The following is a 15,470-nucleotide window of genomic DNA, read 5'->3' on the forward strand; positions in this document are numbered from 1 at the left end:
AAAACAAAGGCCCGCCGATTCGCCGAAAAGGCGAACCGGCGCGTTTTCGAACCGGTCCCGACATTTTTTTCGGGCCGTTCCGGGCGGTTTTTTCGGCGCGCGCCGGGCGGCGTGCGGCTACGCGCTCCCGCGCGCTTCCTTGTAAAGCCGTTCGACGTCTTCCGGACGGAATAGCGCGGTTCCGGGCGTAAGACGTGTGGCTCCCGCCGCCGCCATGGCGTAGCGGATGGCGTCGTCGTCCGACCAGCCTCTCATCAGGGCGACGAGAAGCGCCGCGACGTAGGAATCGCCGGCGCCGACGGCGCTGTGGGCCTTGATCGGAAGCACGTTCGTGCGCGCGACGCCGTTCTTCGAGGCCATGATCGAGCCGTCGGCGCCGTGGGTGATGGTGACCCGCTCGGCCTTGCCCTCGGCGACGAGCCCTCGCGCGAAGGCGATGACGCCGTCCGGCCACGGAAGTTCGCGCCCCGCAATAATCGGATATTCATAGCGGTTGTGCCGCAGCATGAAGATTCCTTCGGCCAGCGCTTCATGCACGCCGTGGATCGAATCGAGCACGAAGCGCGCGCCTCTGGCCTTTGCGGCGCGCGCGGCGCGGGCCCAGAGATCGACGGGCCCCCCGCCCGGGAGGCTTCCGGAGCCGACGACATAATCGCCTTCCTTCGCTTCTTCCTCGACGGCGGCGATCATTGCGTCCGCTTCCGCGGCGCTCATCTCCGCGCCGGGCAGATTGAAGCGGTATTCCTGTCCGTCGCTGAGGTCGCGGACGTGAAAGGCGATGCGCGTTTCGCCTCTGACCGGTATGCTCCGTATAGGAACTGTCTCTTCCCCTAAAAGCCCCTTGACCGCGTCTCCGTAAAGCCCGCCCGCCGTAATGATGGCGAGGACGTCGGCTCTCAGCCGCACCGCCGCGCGCGCGACGTTGACGCCGCCGCCGCCGGGATGCGACTGCGGGTTCCGGCATCTGAGCTTGCGGTTCGGCGCGACGAAGTCGGCGTCGACCGCGAAGTCGTAGGTCGGGTTCGGGGTGAGCGTGATGATGCGGGGCATGGGCGAACGGGGATTAGGGATTAGGGACTAGGGACTGGGGACTGGGGATGAGGGAGCTCGCAGCTCCCGGCGCGGCGCTTCGGCGCGCAAACGCCATATCGCATTCATTTCTTCTTCCCTCATCCCTCATCCCTCATCCCTAGTCCCTAATCCCCGGCCCCTACAACAGGCCCAGCGTCTTGAAGCTCGCCTCGCGGTCCTTGCCGATGACGAGGTGGTCGTGCACGCGCAGGCCGAGGGCCTGCGCGGCCTTGACGATCTGATTGGTCATTTCGATATCAGCGCGCGACGGCGTCGGGTCGCCCGACGGGTGATTGTGGACCAGAATGATCGCCGAGGCGCCCAGCTCCAGAGCCCGCTTGACCACCTCGCGCGGATAGACGGGCGTGTGGTCGACCGTGCCGCGCTGCTGGACTTCGTCCGCAATCAGAATGTTCTTCTTGTCGAGAAAAAGGATGCGGAACTGCTCGATGGGATCGTCGGCCATCGCCGCGCGGCAATAGGCGAGCAGCTCCGTCCAGGAAGAGATGACGGGCCGCTTGAGCACCCGCGCCTGGGCGAGTCTGATTGCAGCGGCGTGCACGATCTTGAGCTCGCGCGCCACGCCTTGCGAGACGCCCTTGACCTCGACCAGGCGTTCGACCGGCGCGGCGATCGTTTCGGCGAAGCCCCCGAAGCGCCGGAGGAGATCCTTGGCGAGCGGCTTGACATCGCGGCGGGGGATCGCGCGAAAAAGAACGAGCTCCAGAAGTTCGTAGTCGTGCAGCCCCTCGACGCCGGCCCGCATGAAGCGCGCGCGCAGACGCTCGCGATGGCCGCGCGCATGGTTTTCGGAGGGCATATCAGCGTTGGCCGTCGACGGATCGCGATGATTCGCGGCGCGGCGAAGGCCTGGATCGTCGTCGGCTGTCATGCAAGATCCGTCTGCGAGAAGTCCTCGCCTTTGTAGAGCAGTCCGACGCCCAGCTCCCGCGCGCAGGCATAGGCGAAACAGTCGCCGGAATTGAGCCGCGCCGGATGTCCGGAGAGTTCGCCGTAGATCGCGCAGGCGGGGAGGGAGGGCGCTGCGATCGCCGGCGAGATCGCAATTTCCTTGGCCTCTACATGGGCGGCGAAGTTGTCGAACAGGAAACTAGCCGCCGCCAGACGGTCGGCGACCGTACGGCGCGGTCCTTGCCGATCGGTTTTGATTCGGGCCGGCGCCAGGATGGTCCCGAAACGCACAAGGGGAGAGTAGAAGCGCTCCGAATCGCTTTCCTCCAGCCGGCGCGGGCGCGCGTCGAAACCCGGTTCCCGAACGATCACGGCCATGATCGCCGAAGCGTCGAGAAACATCAGCGCTCGCCCCAGAGCTCTTCGCGGAATTTCTTCAAGTCGAAGTCAGGATCGCTCGGCCCCATCGCGTCGGCGAGCGCCCAGGCCTCTTTGAGCCGCTCCTTGCGCGGGCGCTTTCCGCGGGCCTGCTTCAGCGCCTGCTCAATCGCATGCTTGGCCGCCTCCTTCTTGCTCGGCGCGCCGAGCGCTTCCTTGAGCTCCTCGGCGAGCGCGTCGACGCTTTCGTCCCGGATGAGCGGGGCCATGAGATATCCTTTCAGGATATCAGTATATATGAGCGGGATATGCCGGCAACGCCGCGCGCCCGGCCGGCGGGCGGGGCTCAGCGATAGGGCGGCTTGTCGAGGCCCTTGGGCGATTTGGTGAAGATCTCGACGCCGTTTTCGGTCACGCCGACGGAATGTTCGAACTGCGCGGAGAGGGACTTGTCGCGGGTCACCGCCGTCCAGCCGTCCTTGAGGATCTTCGCGTCGGGCCTGCCTTCGTTGACCATCGGCTCGACGGTGAAGAACATGCCGGGCTTCAGGGGCGTGTCGGGCGCGCGCTGCACGCCGGCGAGGCGGTCCTTGTATTCCGCATAGTGAACGACGTTGGGCGGGGCGTGGAACACGCGCCCGAGCCCGTGGCCGCAGAAGTCGCGCACGACCGAGAAGCCTTCGCCCTCGGCGAGAGTCTGGATGGCGCGGCCGATGTCGCGCAGAGTCGCGCCGGGCCGGATCGCCTCGATGCCGGCCATCATCGCCGCATAGGTGGTCTCGACGAGCCGGCGCGCCTTCACCTTGGGCTCGCCGGCGTAGAACATGCGGCTCGTGTCGCCGTGCCAGCCGTCGACGATGACGGTGACGTCGATATTGAGAATGTCGCCGTCTTTCAGCGTCTTTTCCGACGGGATGCCATGACAGATCACGTGATTGATGGAGATGCAGCTCGCATGGCGATAGCCCTTGTAGCCGATGGTGGCGGGCACGCCCCCGTGATCGAGCATGAACTCGAGCGCCAGCCGGTCGAGATGATCCGTCCTCACGCCCGGCGCCACATGCTCGGTCAGCATGTCGAGACATTGCGCGGCGAGCCGGCCGGCCCGGCGCATGCCTTCGAAATCCTCCGGCCGGTGGATCGTGATCGCGCCGGGGCGCAGGTTGTCGAGATCGGCGTCAGCCATTGGCGAAGTCCGCTTCAGGAAAGCCTCAGGGGCAGGGGGCGGCGCAGCGTTACGGCGTCGAGGCTCACCGCGCAATCGTAACATAGGGCCTCGACACCGGCCGCGACAGCCCTCCGGAGTCCTTCGGCGTAGACCGGGTCGATATCGGCGGCGGGGCGGAAGGCGGCGCAGTCGCCCCGCTGCACGACGAACAGCATGACCGCCCGCGCGCCTTCCATGGCGACGGCGGCGAGCTCCTGGAGATGCTTCGCGCCGCGCGCCGTAACGGCGTCGGGAAACTCGGCCAGGCCGGGCGCGCGCGAAAGATGCACGTTCTTGATCTCCACGTAGCAGGGGCGCCCGTCCGGTCCGTCTTCGAACAGCAGGTCTATGCGGCTCGCCGCGCCGTATTTCACCTCGCGCCGCAGGGTTCGGTAGCCGGCGAGTTCGGGGATCGCGCCGGCGCGTATCGCCTCGGCGGCGATGCGGTTGGGGTTGGCGGTGTTGATCCCGACGAGCGCGCCGTCGATATCGACCAGCTCCCACGACCAGGCGAGCTTGCGCGCCGGATTGTCGGATTTCGACGCCCAGACCGGCGCGCCTTCGACCGCCACGCCGATCATCGAGCCCGGATTGGCGCAATGGGCGACGATCGTTTCGCCGTCGTCGAGCCGGATATCGGCGAGGAAGCGTTTGTAGCGGCGAATGAGGCGGCCGGGAAAAAGCGGGGCGGGCAGGCGCATGCGGCGCTCTTGGCGCGACCCGGCCGGCGCGTCAACGGCGCGTCACCGGCGAAACAGGAGCTCCAGGTGCTCGCGATACTGGGCGCATTGGCGCTGCACCCAGCGCGCGTCGTCGTAAGCCTTCGCCAGAATGAACCCGCCCTCGATGATGGAGCCGAGAAGCTCGGCCAGCGCGCGCGCCGTGACGGGGCGCGCAGGCGGTCGGGCGGCGATGAGCGCTTCGAGCTGGCTTTCGAAAATGGCCAACCATTCCTCGAACTTCGAATGGATATAGCCGAGCATGGCGTCGTCGAAGAGTTCGCTTTCCTGGGTGTAGGCGGCGAACACGCAGCCCTGGAAGGGCCGGCCCAGTCCGTCGAGAAACTCCTCGAACAGCTTGAGGAAGATCAGCATCCGTTCGAGCGGATCGTCGGAAAGCCGGTTCGCCCGTTCCGCCCATCCCATGAAGAGCGCGGCGTCGTTCTCCCAGTAGCGCTCGATCACGGCCCGGGCGAGATCGGCCTTGGATCTGAAATGATGAAAGAAAGCGCCCTTGGTCAGGCCCGTCTCGGCGAGCACCTGGTCTATCGTCGACCCGCCATAGCCGTGCCGGAGGATAAGGCTTTCGGCCGCCGCCAGAATCTTCTCCCGGGTTTCTTCTCCTTTTGCGCCCTTCCTGGTCGCCACGTTCCTTACTCCATAAGACTAAACGGTATGTAGACTGGGTCCTCGTGCGTTCAAAATCAAGGGCTTGGCGCCCTTTTGCGTATCAAAATATCAAAAACGTCAATAATTTTTGCAAGGCTGTTGACATATACCAACTGGTTGGTTTAAAGGTCAACAGACTAAAAGGTCTGGAAATGCCGGGTGCAGCCGGCGGGCAAAGGAGAGAGAGCCATGGAAGACATCATCAACGGCGTCGATACGCGCGCTCTGCGGGAAACCGTCGAGGCGGTGAAGGCCGATCCCGGCCTCGCGCATTTCGAGTTTCGCATCTTCAACGAATGGATGGGCGGCGGCCTCAACCGGACGACCGTCTACGACTTCTACGGGACGCGCCAGCGGATCGCCCATGAGACGCCTTTCATCATGTATAATGACGAGCCGCCGGCGCTTCTGTCGGGCGACGCCGGGCCGAATCCGGTGGAGAACCTGCTTCACGCGCTCGCCGGCTGTCTGACGACCTCGATCGTCTATCATGCGGCGGCGAGGGGCGTGAAAATCACGGCCGTGCGTTCGCGTTTCGAGGGCGATCTCGATCTGCGGGGCTTTCTCGGCTTGTCGGACGAGGTGCGCAAAGGCTACCGGGGAATCCGCGTGTTCTTCGATATCGAGGGCGACATGACCCTTGAGCAGAAGCGCGAGATTCTCGCCGCCGGTCCGACTTTCTCGCCCGTCTTCGATGTCGTCTCCAACGGCACGATGGTGGAATGCGTCCTTGAAGAAGACGCAAAGCAAAACGCCGCCTAAACGCGGCGCCCCTCGCGGCGCTAGCGCCGTTCGGGAAAACAGCCAGGCCCCGCGTCCCTCACGGGCGCGGGGTTTTCCCGCGACAGGCGAGCAGGCTCGCCGCGCCGGCGCGTCCGGGTTAAGCTCGGCCGGGGAACGGGAGCGAGACGCATGGGCTTGCTGGGGCGGTTGATCGCAGGCGCGGGGCTGTGCGCGGCGGGCCTCGGCGGTCTGGTTTACTGGAGCAGCCATCTAACGCGATCCGACGCGGCGCCGGCGGCGGTCGAAGAGGCGAGGGCAGGCTACTCGGCCGATGGATCGGCCGATGCCGGCGCGAAGGCGCCGACGGCGTCCGCGCCAGGCTCGTCAGAGGTCGGCCACCCGGCCAATGCGAATCTGCGCATCAATGAGGCCGGACTCGCCATCATCAAGCAGAGCGAAGGGCTGCGTCTCGAGGCCTATTCCGCGGGCGGGCGGTGGTATGTCGGCTACGGCCATTCGCGCACCGCGCGGCCCGGCATGAAGATCACCGAGGCGCAGGCGGAGGCGCTCCTGCGCGAAGACGTGCGCGACGCCGAGGAGGGGGTGAAGCGCGTCGTGACCGTGCCGGTCAACGAAAACGAATTCTCCGCGATGGTCTCGCTCGCTTACAATCTCGGCGTCGGCGCCTTCGCCCGCTCGCCGGTCGTCGCGCGCCTCAACGCCGGCGACCGCAAGGGCGCCGCCGACGCCTTCCTCACGCACAACAAGGCCGGCGGCAAGGTCAACGAGCACCTGACCCGTCGCCGCGAACTGGAGCGCGCGCTGTTCCTGTCCTGACCGGCCGTCTTGCTCTATAGGTCGGGGAGAAATCTTCGAGCCTGCGCCCCGCGCATGCGAGTCGTTCAAGGGAAAGCGCGCCATGTCCGCCGAAAAGACCGCTGCGATCCTCGTCATCGGCGACGAGCTGCTTACCGGGCGCACCCGCGACGTGAACATGCATCACCTGGCGGGCTGGCTTAACGCGCGCGGCGTGGCGCTCAGGGAGGCGCGCTTCGTCGGCGACGATCACGACGCGATCGTCAGCGCCCTGAACGCGCTGCGCCCGCGCTACGACTATGTGTTCACCTCCGGCGGCATCGGCCCCACCCATGACGACATCACCGCGGAAGCCGTCGCGGCGGCGTTCGGCGTTCCCTGCGTCGAGCACCCCGAAGCGATCCGCCTGATCGAGGCGTGGTACGGCGCGCGCGGCGAAGACGTCACGCCCGCGCGCCGGCGCATGGCGCGGGCCCCGCAGGGCGCCGAGCTCATTCCCAATCCGGTGTCGGGCGCGCCGGGAATCCGCATCGGTAACGTCTTCGTGATGGCGGGCGTGCCGCGCATCTTTCAGGGTATGCTCGCCGCGGTGGAGCGATCCATCGAGGGCGGCGCGCGCATTCATGCGCGCGCGGTTACGGCCCTGCGCCTGCCGGAGTCGCGCATAGCCGACGCGCTGCGCGAAATTCAGGCGCAAGCCGAAGGCGTTATCATCGGAAGCTATCCCATCGAGGGAGACTTCAAGGGCGTGACCATCGTGGCGCGCTCGGCCGACGAGGCGGCCGCCGAGAAAGCCGCCGCCGCCGTCGCCAGGACCATGCGCGAAATGGGCTTCGAGCCGGAAATGGCGGACCACCGACAAAAGTCGGATGACAAGGCGCGGTGAGCTGCGCTTAGCTGTTTGCGGCCGCTCTGCGCATGAAACGCCCGAACGGGAGGATCCGCCTATGCATCGCAACTCGGAACGCCGCATTTCGCGCGCGCTCGGCGCGCTCGCCGCCGCCGTCTTCGGCGCAGCCGCGCTGCTTTACGCGCCGGCGATTCTCGCTGCGCCGAGCGGCGGAAGCTCGCTGCCCTCGACCACGCCGCAACGCCAGGTCGATCCGGCGGCGTCCTATCGCGAAGGGCTCGAAGCCCTTGAGCGCGAGGACTACAGGACGGCCGAAAAGAAATTCGGCGAGGTGCTGAGCGTCCTGCCGAAAAATCCGGAAGCGAACTATCATATGGGTCTGGCCAAAATCGGCCGCGGCAAGACGAAATCGTCCGTACGGTATTTCGAGCGGGCGATCAGGGAGCGGCCCTCCTATACGGAAGCGCGCGAAAGGCTGGCGCTTGTCCAGATCGAGCTCGGCGAGCCGGATGAGGCGCGCGAACAGCTGGACGCCATGAAGGCGCAGCTTGAAGCCTGCGGCGCCGGCGACGAATGCGGGGCCGGCCGGCGGGCGCGCCTCGAAGAGGCGATCGCGCGCGTCGAGGCGGCTCTCGCCGGCGGCGAGCAGGCCGCGCGCGGGATGGCGTCGCGGCCCGCGGGACTTTTCGCGCAACCGCGCGCGGCGGGCGCCGAACGCTACCGCGACGCCGTGCGCCTCATCAACGAGGCCGAATACGAAGCGGCGATCGCCGATCTTTACGCGGCGCAGGCGATCGTCGGTCCGCATCCGGACATTCTCAACTATCTCGGCTTCGCCCATCGCAAGCTCGCCCGCTTCGACGAGGCGCGACGTTATTACGCGCAGGCGTTGGCGATCGACCCGGACCATCTCGGCGCCAACGAGTATCTCGGCGAGCTTTATCTGGAGCTCGGCGATACGCAGAAAGCCAGGGCGCAACTGGCCAGGCTCGACGCGCTGTGCCCCTTCGGCTGCGCCGAGCGCGAGGACCTCGCCCGGCTTATCGACAGACGCGAGTCCGATCGCCGGGCGCGCCGCTGACGGGCGATGCGCAGGCCGCGCGTCTTCGCTCTGATATTCGCCGCGGCGGCGACGGCGACGGCCGCCGCCGCGCAGAACGCGCGAGACGCGCCGCCTCTGCGCGAAGCGGCGTGGCTCGCGCCGGAGGCGAATGCGCGCGCCGCGCTTACGCAGACCCCGGGCGAATGCCTGCGCGCGCCGGAAGGGGAAGAAACGCGCTATCTGGTCGAGGTCGGGCGGGCGGCGTTCCGCAATCCGCTGCTGCTCGGCGGGCCGGCCGCGCGCGCCGGACTGTCCTGCGACTCCTGTCATCGCGACGGGCGCGACAATCCGGATTTCTTTCTCGCGGGGCTGTCCGACGCGCCGGGGCGAGCTGACGTGACGTCCTCCCTGTTCAGCAAGGTCCGCGAGGACGGCGTCTTCAACCCGCTGCCCATTCCGAGCCTCGTCGGCGCCGGCGACAAGGCTGTCTTCGGCTCGGGCGCCAGGGCGAACAGCCTGCGCGCCTTCATCGAAAGCGTGGTGACCGAGGAGTTTCAGGGCGCGCCGCCGCCGGCCGCGACGCTCGACGGCCTTGCTGCCTATGTCGCCCATCTTGACGAAGCGGCGTGTCCGGACGGTCCTGTTCCGCACATGGAAACGCGCGCGCTGGAGACGGTGGACCGCGCGCTCGCCGCCGCCGCCGCGGCGCTCGGGCGGAAAGACGGAGCGACGGCCGATCTTCTTCTTTCGAGCGCGCAGCAGGCTTTAGGCCGGATTCACGAACGCTATGCAGGACCGTCTCTGGCCGAAGCGCGCGCGAGGCTGGAAGCGTCGGCGCGCGACATCGGCGCCGTTCGCGCGCGCGCCGGCGCCGGCGAGGACGCGCAAGCCGTCCTGCATCGCATCGAGGAAGCGCGCGCGGCGCTCGCCGCCCTCGCGCCTTATCTCGCGGCGCAGCGCGGCGAGTCGCTGTACGATTCGGAAAAGCTCGCCCCGAAGCTGTCTGACGCGCGACGCTAGCGCAAACAGAGCGGCGCGCGGCGACCGTCTTTCCGCGCCGCCGGCTTTCGCGCTATGACGGTCCCATGCTGAGCGTCGCGGACATCTTCAAGATCGGGCTCGGGCCGTCGAGTTCGCATACGGTCGGGCCGATGCGCATTGCGGCGCGGTTTCTGGCCGAGGCTGAAGAGGCGGGCGTTCTCGACAGGGCCGCGCGGGTCCGGGTCGACCTGCATGGTTCGTTGGCTCTCACCGGGGCCGGGCACGGCACCGACAAAGCGGCGATCCTCGGGCTTTTGGGCTACGCGCCGGACGCGGTCGCGCCGGACGAAGCCGAAGACGCGCTGGCGCGCGTGCGCCACGCGAAGCTGCTCGCGCTCGCCGAAGGGCCCGAGATCGGCTTCGATCCGGCGCGCGACATCGCGTTCCGCGGCGAGATCATCCCCGAACTTCATCCCAATGAGATGCGGCTCGTCCTGTTCGATTCGGCCGGCGAGACGCTGTTCGACCAGACCTATTACTCCGTAGGCGGCGGGTTCATCGCAAGCGCGAAGCAGCTGACCGCGCCGGCGAAGGACGACATGATCGCGACCGCGCGCAAAGGCCGGCATGTTTTCGGCTCCGCGAAGGAGCTGCTCGCCATTTGCCGCGACAAGGGCCTCGCGATCCACGAGGTCATCCTCGAAAACGAGGACGATCTGCGCCCGCGCGCGGAAACCCTCGCCGCGCTCGACCGCATCTGGGCGGCGATGCGCGACTGCATCGAGCGGGGGCTGAAAACCGAAGGCGAATTGCCAGGCGGGCTCAAGGTCAGGCGCCGCGCGCCGGCGCTTTACAAGAAGCTTCTCGAAGCCCCGCTCGCCAATGAGCGCGAGCAGCTTTTCGACTGGCTCAACGTCTACGCCATGGCGGTGAATGAGGAGAACGCCGCCGGCGGGCGGGTTGTCACGGCGCCGACCAACGGCGCGGCGGGCATCATCCCGGCGGTGCTCATGCACTATTGCACCGAGGACGGGAAGGAGAACATCGCGCAGATCCGCGTCTTTCTTCTCACCGCCGCCGGGATCGGGATGCTCTACAAGCAGCGCGCCTCGATTTCTGGGGCGGAGATGGGCTGCCAGGGCGAGGTGGGGGTAGCCTGCTCGATGGCGGCGGGCGGGCTCGCCGCGATCTGGGGCGGAACGCCGGCGCAGGTCGAGCACGCGGCCGAGATCGGCATGGAGCACAATCTCGGGCTCACCTGCGATCCCGTCGGCGGGCTCGTGCAGATCCCCTGCATCGAGCGCAACGCGATCGGCGCGGTGAAGGCGGTCAACGCGGCGCGTCTCGCGCTGCGCGCGGCGGAGGAATACAAGGTCTCCCTCGATCAGGTGATCGAGACCATGCGCCAGACCGGCCTCGACATGTCGCGCAAGTACAAGGAAACGAGCCAGGGCGGTCTCGCCGTGAACGTGGTGGAGTGCTGAGGCGCGTCTGCCGCCGTCTCTCCTGCAGAAACCTCAGGCCGCCTTGTCCGCCGGCCTTTTCGAGCCGATGCATTGAAGAAGATGCGCCAGAACCTCCGGCGCGCCTTCCGTCGTCGACAGCCGGCGCACGTCCTCCGCGTCGAGCTCGCGCCGCAAGCCGCGGAACACGGTCTGGATATCGGTCTCGATCCGCGCCATGGCCGGGGCGTCCGTTCCGCGTCGCACGATCATCTCGCCGTTCATGTAATAAACCGTATACGGATGACTGCTGATGATGAGATGCGCGACATAGCTAAGCGAGGGGTCGCGGTGGTGTTCGGCGTACATCTCAAGGCCGAGCGCGGCCGAGTCCGGCTTCTCATGGGCCTGACGCATTTTTTCGAACGCGGCCTCTCCGGCGGTTTCCTTCATGAAGCGCAGCGACCAGCGCATCATGGCGCGAATAGTCGGTCGAAGCTGCTCGCCAAGGGGGGTGAGGCGATAGAGGTTGCGCCTGCCGTCCGGCGTTTCCGACGTGACGAGGCGCATCTCCTCCAGCTCCTTGAGGCGCTTGCTGAGCAAACTGCCGCCGATGCCGAGGCTCGTCTGCAGGTCGACGAAGCCGCGCGGACCCAGAAACAGGTCGCGTACGATCAGCAGGGTCCAGCGCTCGCCCAGATTGTCGAGGGCGTAGGCGAGCATGCAGCCCTGGTTGTATGTCCGGCTCAAGCGCGTTCCTCCCCGCCCATTCGCCGCGCGTCGTTGTGGCGCATCTTCTTCCTCGCCTATCCCAGACGGGCCGTCCAATCAGCTTAGTTCACATGCGCGTCATGAAATATGGCTTTACGCTATATAAAAATAAAGTGTAAAGTCGCTTATACGTGACATCATCCTCACGCGATCAGGAGAGAAAGCTGTGACATTTCGAAGTCTTACAGGTGCGCTGCTGGCGGCGACCTTGACCGCCGGGCCCGCCCTCGCCGGTTCCTGGGACGCCGAGAAGGCGCTCTGCGCGGACGCCGTCGCCGCCGAAGCCGGCGTCGATTCGGCGAATTACGACGTCAAGCTCGCCAAGGCCCGCGACGGCGCGACCAAGCGGCTGACTGTCGAATTGCGCGCGGCCGACGGCGGCGCGACGCTGGTCGGGGAGTGCAAGATCAGGCGCGACGCCGTGGTCGAGGCCAAACTCAAGGCCTGACCCGCGAGAGGCTATTCGGGACGGCGCGCGTCTTCGCCGTTCGCCTCCCTCGGCGGCTGGAGATTCGCGTCAGGAAGGCGTCGGAGTCTTTGCGGTTTCGGCGCCTTCTTCTTGCGCGATTTCGAACACCGTCGGCGCGGCGTTCTTCGGAACCGGCACGAAGGGCGTTTTCTCCTCTTCCGGCAAAGGCGCGCGGCGCGTGATGCGATAGATGCAGACAGCGGCCGTCGCCGTGTAGACGACGCCCACATAGTCGAACAGACTGCTCGGCCCGGCGAGGGAGATGATGACCCCGCCTGCGGCCGCGCCGACCACGGAACCAAGGCCGTGCAGCAAAAGCAGCCCGCCATTGGTCGCGACCGCTTCTTCGGGCGCGGCGTGGTCGTTGGCGTGGGCGGCGGCGAGGCCGAACATCGGGATGATGAACGCGCCGACGAGGGCGCCGAGCGCGATAAGCAATGTCTGGGAAGCTGCGCCGAACTGCGCGAGGGCGAAAGCCGACAACGCGCCCATCAGGCTCGCGCCCGCCATCACCTTGCGTCGGTCGATGCGGTCGGACAGCCAGCCGAGCGGCCATTGCAGCGCCGCCGCGCCGATGATCGCCGCGCTCATGAAAGCTGCGATGGTCGCGGCGTCATGGCCGAGCCGCTGGACGTAGACCGGCCCCATGGCCCAGAAGGCGGCGTTGGCGAGCGCGGCGAGCGGCGCGGCGGCGGCCGCGGCGGGCGAAACCGCGAACAGCTTCGGAATGTCGAGACGCGCCGTCTCGATGGGCTTCGGCGCGGGGCTGCGGGTCAGCGCCACCGGGACCAGCGCGATCGAGACCAGAATCGAGACGATCGCGAACAGCTCGAAGCTCGCCGGATCGGCGATGGTGAGCATGGCGTTGCCGACGGTGAGCGCCACAAGATCGATGATGCGGTACACGGAAAGGATCCGTCCGCGATTGGCGTTGGTGGCTCGCTCGTTGATCCAGCTCTCGATCACCATGAAAAGCCCGGCGAAGCAGAAGCCGGTGATCGCCCGCAAGATCGCCCACACAGTTACGTCGATGATGAGCGCGTGCGCCAGCGCGCTCGCCGAACCGATGGAGGCCAGCGCCACGAAGGTGCGGATATGCCCGACCGATTTGATGAAGGTCGGGTTGATCCGGCAGCCGGCGACGAAGCCGGCGAAGTAGGCCGACATCAGCACGCCGATGAGCGCCGTCGGGAAGCTCTCGATATTGGCGCGCACGGAGATGAGCGTCGACTGTAGGCCGTTCCCGGCCAACAGGATCGCCGCCGCAAGCAGAAGGGCGGAAATGGCGGCGACGGCTTGCAGCATGAAGGCCCGAGGCGTGGAAAGAGAGCTTGAAACGCGCGGATACGCCTGGCGGCGTCCGCCCGCAAGATCGTTCGGGAGATTTTCGCGTGAATTCGCCGTCAGCGGGGACGGGCGGCGCGGCTGCGGGGCGCTTTGCCTGCGGGGCGGGCGATGTTACACCGCTGGCGCCGGGCGGACGTGGCGGAACTGGTAGACGCAACGGACTTAAAATCCGTTGGGCGAAAGCCCGTGTGGGTTCGAGTCCCACCGCCCGCACCAGGCCGGCGCGCCAATATCCGGCGGAAAGGGGCGCGCTCTCAGGGAGGAGGATCGCCATGCGGGGGCTCGCGCTGGGTCTTATCGCTCTGGCCGCCGGCGCGACGGCGTTGGCGGAAACGCTGGTCGTCGGCAACAAGAACGAGCACACGGTCAGCTTCATCGATCTCGCCGGCGGCGAAGAGGTCGCGCGTCGCGAGACCGGCCGGTCGCCGCATGAGATCGCGGTCTCGCCTGACGGGGCGCTCGCGGTCGTCGTTTCCTACCGGACGCAGAATTACGAAGGAAACACGCTGCATCTGTTCGACGTGGCGACGGCGCGCAAGGTCGGCGAAATATCGCTCGGCGCCCACAAGGGCCCGCACGGCCTGAAATGGATCCCCGGCGGCGACCGGGCGATCGTCACGACCGAGATCACCAAAGACGTCGTCGTCGTCGACATAGGCGAGCGCGCGCTCGTCGGGGCGGTCGCCACCGATCAGGACGGCTCGCATATGGTCGCGCTTTCGCCCGACGCGAAGCGGGCATTCGTTTCGAACATCGGTTCGGGAAGCTTCACGGTCGTCGACCTGGAGACGCTTGAAAAAGTCGCCGACGTGAAAGCGGGCGAGGGGACGGAGGCGATCGCCGTCACGCCGGATGGAAAGGAAATCTGGGTCGGGAACAACGGCTCGCGCTCAGTGATGATTTTCGACGCGGCGACGCTTGAAAAGCGCGCCGAGTTCGAGACTGACGGCGTGCCGATCCGGGTCGAGATCAGCCCCGACGGCGCGATGGCCGCCGTGAGCGAGCCTGACCTCGATCGGGTCTCGATTTATGACGCCGCGACGCGCGCGCGCGTCGCGGCGATCGACCTTGCAGCCGTTGACGCGCGCATCCCGGTGACGATGCTCTTCTCGCCGGACGGCGCCCGGCTGTGGGTCGCGGCGACGGGCTCGGCGAAGATCGTCGAGATCGCCACGGACGGCTGGTCGATCGTCCGCACGCTGCCTGCCGGGCGCGGCTCCGACGGCCTCGGCTATTCGCCGGTTTCAACGCAGACGGAATAATTACAAAAGAAAGCCTCACCCGCCGATCACGCCGGCGGCGATCGCGGCGCCGATCAGGATCATCATTGCGGCGACGATCGCGCGCAGCGAGCCGATGGTGACTTTCCTGACCAGCCGCGCCCCGCCCAGCGCGCCGGCGAGAGCGCATGCGACGCCGGTTGCGATGAGTCCGATTTCATCGCGCGCTTCGCCGATGATGTCGGAAGAAAATCGCGCGGCGTAGGTCGGCATGCGCGACAGGTCGATGATGGCGGCGATGAGCGCGCCGGTCGCGACGAACTGCGCCGGCAGCATTCCCGACTTCAGCAGAAACATGGAGCGCAGCGCGCCCTGCTGGCCGGCGAGCCCGCCCAGAAAGCCGGAAGCGATCCCGCCGAGCGGGGCGTATTTCGCCGGAACGGCCAGCTTCTGAAACCAGGGCTGCAATTCCAGCGCGGCGAAGACGATCATGAAAAGGCCGATCGCCAAGCCGGCGGGCGCCGGTCCGAAATCGCGTCCGAACGCGGTCCACGTAAACAGCGGCCGCGTCGCTTCAAGGCCGGCGAGCAGCCAGGCGCCGGCGATGGCGGCCGGAACCGCCGGCAGGCCGAAGCGCGCGACCATGCGCCAGTCGGCGTCGGCGCCCAGAAGCGCGGCCTTGAACAGGCTGTTGACGAGATGGACCGCGCCGGTCGCCGCGACCGCAAGCGGGGCGGGAAAGAACAGGGCGAAAGCCGGCAGCAGCACGGTTCCGAGCCCGAATCCGGAAAACAACGTCAGGCCGGAGGCGACGAACGCCGTCGCGCCGATGACGAGATAGTCCATGCCGGCC

18 protein-coding genes and 1 tRNA gene are annotated in these 15,470 nt (G+C 67.1%); 9 read left to right on the forward strand and 10 right to left on the reverse strand.

Going from position 1 to position 15,470, the window contains the following annotated elements:
• Nucleotides 1-117: 117 nt before the first annotated feature.
• The 7 genes from CHB64_RS14360 to CHB64_RS14390 form a co-directional block, all read right to left on the reverse strand.
• Nucleotides 118-1,050, reverse strand: a complete 933-nt coding sequence (locus CHB64_RS14360; protein WP_089413326.1) for a 1-phosphofructokinase family hexose kinase — start codon at nt 1,048-1,050, stop codon at nt 118-120.
• Nucleotides 1,051-1,210: 160 nt separating this feature from the next.
• On the reverse strand, nt 1,211-1,963 hold the full coding sequence (gene radC / locus CHB64_RS14365) for a RadC family protein (RefSeq protein ID WP_089413327.1): 753 nt from the start codon (nt 1,961-1,963) through the stop codon (nt 1,211-1,213).
• Entirely contained in the window at nt 1,960-2,385 is a 426-nt protein-coding gene (locus CHB64_RS14370; protein WP_089413328.1) for a PIN domain-containing protein, read from the reverse strand. The genes radC and CHB64_RS14370 overlap by 4 nt, the downstream gene beginning before the upstream one ends.
• Nucleotides 2,385-2,630, reverse strand: a complete 246-nt coding sequence (locus CHB64_RS14375) for a type II toxin-antitoxin system VapB family antitoxin (RefSeq protein WP_089413329.1) — start codon at nt 2,628-2,630, stop codon at nt 2,385-2,387. Before CHB64_RS14375 ends, CHB64_RS14370 begins: the two co-directional genes overlap by 1 nt.
• 77 nt (nt 2,631-2,707) lie before the next feature.
• Nucleotides 2,708-3,547, reverse strand: coding sequence for a type I methionyl aminopeptidase (gene map / locus CHB64_RS14380; RefSeq protein ID WP_089413330.1), 840 nt, complete (start codon nt 3,545-3,547; stop codon nt 2,708-2,710).
• 14 nt (nt 3,548-3,561) lie between these two features.
• Nucleotides 3,562-4,269 carry a DNA/RNA nuclease SfsA gene (gene sfsA / locus CHB64_RS14385; protein WP_089413331.1) on the reverse strand — a complete coding sequence of 236 codons (708 nt, stop codon included), beginning with the start codon at nt 4,267-4,269 and terminating at the stop codon, nt 3,562-3,564.
• A 42-nt stretch (nt 4,270-4,311) separates the two neighbouring features.
• The gene (locus CHB64_RS14390; RefSeq protein WP_089413332.1) at nt 4,312-4,935 is read right to left on the reverse strand and encodes a TetR/AcrR family transcriptional regulator; all 624 of its coding nucleotides are present in this window, start codon (nt 4,933-4,935) and stop codon (nt 4,312-4,314) included.
• Between the two features lie 210 nt (nt 4,936-5,145).
• On the opposite strand from CHB64_RS14390, the gene CHB64_RS14395 reads away from it, so the two are divergent.
• The 6 genes from CHB64_RS14395 to CHB64_RS14420 all read left to right on the forward strand — a co-directional run bounded on the left by CHB64_RS14395 (nt 5,146) and on the right by CHB64_RS14420 (nt 10,852).
• Nucleotides 5,146-5,718, forward strand: a complete 573-nt coding sequence (locus CHB64_RS14395; RefSeq protein ID WP_089413333.1) for an OsmC family protein — start codon at nt 5,146-5,148, stop codon at nt 5,716-5,718.
• 150 nt (nt 5,719-5,868) lie between these two features.
• Nucleotides 5,869-6,516 carry a lysozyme gene (locus tag CHB64_RS14400; protein WP_089413334.1) on the forward strand — a complete coding sequence of 216 codons (648 nt, stop codon included), beginning with the start codon at nt 5,869-5,871 and terminating at the stop codon, nt 6,514-6,516.
• Between the two features lie 82 nt (nt 6,517-6,598).
• Entirely contained in the window at nt 6,599-7,381 is a 783-nt protein-coding gene (locus tag CHB64_RS14405; RefSeq protein ID WP_089413335.1) for a competence/damage-inducible protein A, read from the forward strand.
• Nucleotides 7,382-7,442: 61 nt separating this feature from the next.
• The gene (locus CHB64_RS14410) at nt 7,443-8,426 is read left to right on the forward strand and encodes a tetratricopeptide repeat protein (RefSeq protein WP_159462521.1); all 984 of its coding nucleotides are present in this window, start codon (nt 7,443-7,445) and stop codon (nt 8,424-8,426) included.
• Between the two features lie 6 nt (nt 8,427-8,432).
• The gene (locus CHB64_RS14415) at nt 8,433-9,407 is read left to right on the forward strand and encodes a hypothetical protein (RefSeq protein WP_089413337.1); all 975 of its coding nucleotides are present in this window, start codon (nt 8,433-8,435) and stop codon (nt 9,405-9,407) included.
• A 65-nt stretch (nt 9,408-9,472) separates the two neighbouring features.
• The gene (locus tag CHB64_RS14420; RefSeq protein ID WP_089413338.1) at nt 9,473-10,852 is read left to right on the forward strand and encodes an L-serine ammonia-lyase; all 1,380 of its coding nucleotides are present in this window, start codon (nt 9,473-9,475) and stop codon (nt 10,850-10,852) included.
• Between the two features lie 33 nt (nt 10,853-10,885).
• On the opposite strand, the gene CHB64_RS14425 is transcribed toward CHB64_RS14420, so the two are convergent.
• Nucleotides 10,886-11,560 carry a winged helix-turn-helix transcriptional regulator gene (locus CHB64_RS14425; RefSeq protein ID WP_143266034.1) on the reverse strand — a complete coding sequence of 225 codons (675 nt, stop codon included), beginning with the start codon at nt 11,558-11,560 and terminating at the stop codon, nt 10,886-10,888.
• 187 nt (nt 11,561-11,747) lie between these two features.
• Between CHB64_RS14425 and CHB64_RS14430 the strand changes: the two genes are divergently transcribed.
• Complete coding sequence (locus CHB64_RS14430) at nt 11,748-12,029, forward strand: hypothetical protein (protein ID WP_089413340.1); 282 nt, start codon at nt 11,748-11,750, stop codon at nt 12,027-12,029.
• A gap of 69 nt (nt 12,030-12,098) precedes the next feature.
• Here the strand turns inward: CHB64_RS14430 and CHB64_RS14435 are convergent, their stop codons facing one another.
• Nucleotides 12,099-13,355: an MFS transporter gene (locus CHB64_RS14435; protein ID WP_089413341.1), complete on the reverse strand. Its 1,257-nt coding sequence runs from the start codon at nt 13,353-13,355 to the stop codon at nt 12,099-12,101.
• Nucleotides 13,356-13,526: 171 nt separating this feature from the next.
• Here CHB64_RS14435 and CHB64_RS14440 point away from each other — a divergent pair.
• Nucleotides 13,527-13,613: transfer RNA gene (locus CHB64_RS14440), tRNA-Leu, on the forward strand.
• A 56-nt stretch (nt 13,614-13,669) separates the two neighbouring features.
• Nucleotides 13,670-14,659: a YncE family protein gene (locus CHB64_RS14445; RefSeq protein WP_089413342.1), complete on the forward strand. Its 990-nt coding sequence runs from the start codon at nt 13,670-13,672 to the stop codon at nt 14,657-14,659.
• Nucleotides 14,660-14,674: 15 nt separating this feature from the next.
• Here the strand turns inward: CHB64_RS14445 and CHB64_RS14450 are convergent, their stop codons facing one another.
• The gene (locus tag CHB64_RS14450) at nt 14,675-15,463 is read right to left on the reverse strand and encodes a sulfite exporter TauE/SafE family protein (RefSeq protein ID WP_089413343.1); all 789 of its coding nucleotides are present in this window, start codon (nt 15,461-15,463) and stop codon (nt 14,675-14,677) included.
• Nucleotides 15,464-15,470 lie beyond the last annotated feature (7 nt).

Origin of the sequence: Amphiplicatus metriothermophilus, assembly GCF_900199215.1 — a bacterium.
Classification (GTDB): domain Bacteria; phylum Pseudomonadota; class Alphaproteobacteria; order Caulobacterales; family Parvularculaceae; genus Amphiplicatus; species Amphiplicatus metriothermophilus.

What these genes read in the sequence shown, in the direction of transcription:
- CHB64_RS14360 (WP_089413326.1), bottom strand. Translation starts at nt 1,050, where the DNA reads ATGCCCCGCATCATCACGCTCACCCCGAACCCGACCTACGACTTCGCG.
- radC (WP_089413327.1), bottom strand. Translation starts at nt 1,963, where the DNA reads ATGACAGCCGACGACGATCCAGGCCTTCGCCGCGCCGCGAATCATCGC.
- CHB64_RS14370 (WP_089413328.1), bottom strand. Translation starts at nt 2,385, where the DNA reads ATGTTTCTCGACGCTTCGGCGATCATGGCCGTGATCGTTCGGGAACCG.
- CHB64_RS14375 (WP_089413329.1), bottom strand. Translation starts at nt 2,630, where the DNA reads ATGGCCCCGCTCATCCGGGACGAAAGCGTCGACGCGCTCGCCGAGGAG.
- map (WP_089413330.1), bottom strand. Translation starts at nt 3,547, where the DNA reads ATGGCTGACGCCGATCTCGACAACCTGCGCCCCGGCGCGATCACGATC.
- sfsA (WP_089413331.1), bottom strand. Translation starts at nt 4,269, where the DNA reads ATGCGCCTGCCCGCCCCGCTTTTTCCCGGCCGCCTCATTCGCCGCTAC.
- CHB64_RS14395 (WP_089413333.1), top strand. Translation starts at nt 5,146, where the DNA reads ATGGAAGACATCATCAACGGCGTCGATACGCGCGCTCTGCGGGAAACC.
- CHB64_RS14400 (WP_089413334.1), top strand. Translation starts at nt 5,869, where the DNA reads ATGGGCTTGCTGGGGCGGTTGATCGCAGGCGCGGGGCTGTGCGCGGCG.
- CHB64_RS14405 (WP_089413335.1), top strand. Translation starts at nt 6,599, where the DNA reads ATGTCCGCCGAAAAGACCGCTGCGATCCTCGTCATCGGCGACGAGCTG.
- CHB64_RS14410 (WP_159462521.1), top strand. Translation starts at nt 7,443, where the DNA reads ATGCATCGCAACTCGGAACGCCGCATTTCGCGCGCGCTCGGCGCGCTC.
- CHB64_RS14415 (WP_089413337.1), top strand. Translation starts at nt 8,433, where the DNA reads ATGCGCAGGCCGCGCGTCTTCGCTCTGATATTCGCCGCGGCGGCGACG.
- CHB64_RS14420 (WP_089413338.1), top strand. Translation starts at nt 9,473, where the DNA reads ATGCTGAGCGTCGCGGACATCTTCAAGATCGGGCTCGGGCCGTCGAGT.
- CHB64_RS14435 (WP_089413341.1), bottom strand. Translation starts at nt 13,355, where the DNA reads ATGCTGCAAGCCGTCGCCGCCATTTCCGCCCTTCTGCTTGCGGCGGCG.
- CHB64_RS14445 (WP_089413342.1), top strand. Translation starts at nt 13,670, where the DNA reads ATGCGGGGGCTCGCGCTGGGTCTTATCGCTCTGGCCGCCGGCGCGACG.
- CHB64_RS14450 (WP_089413343.1), bottom strand. Translation starts at nt 15,463, where the DNA reads ATGGACTATCTCGTCATCGGCGCGACGGCGTTCGTCGCCTCCGGCCTG.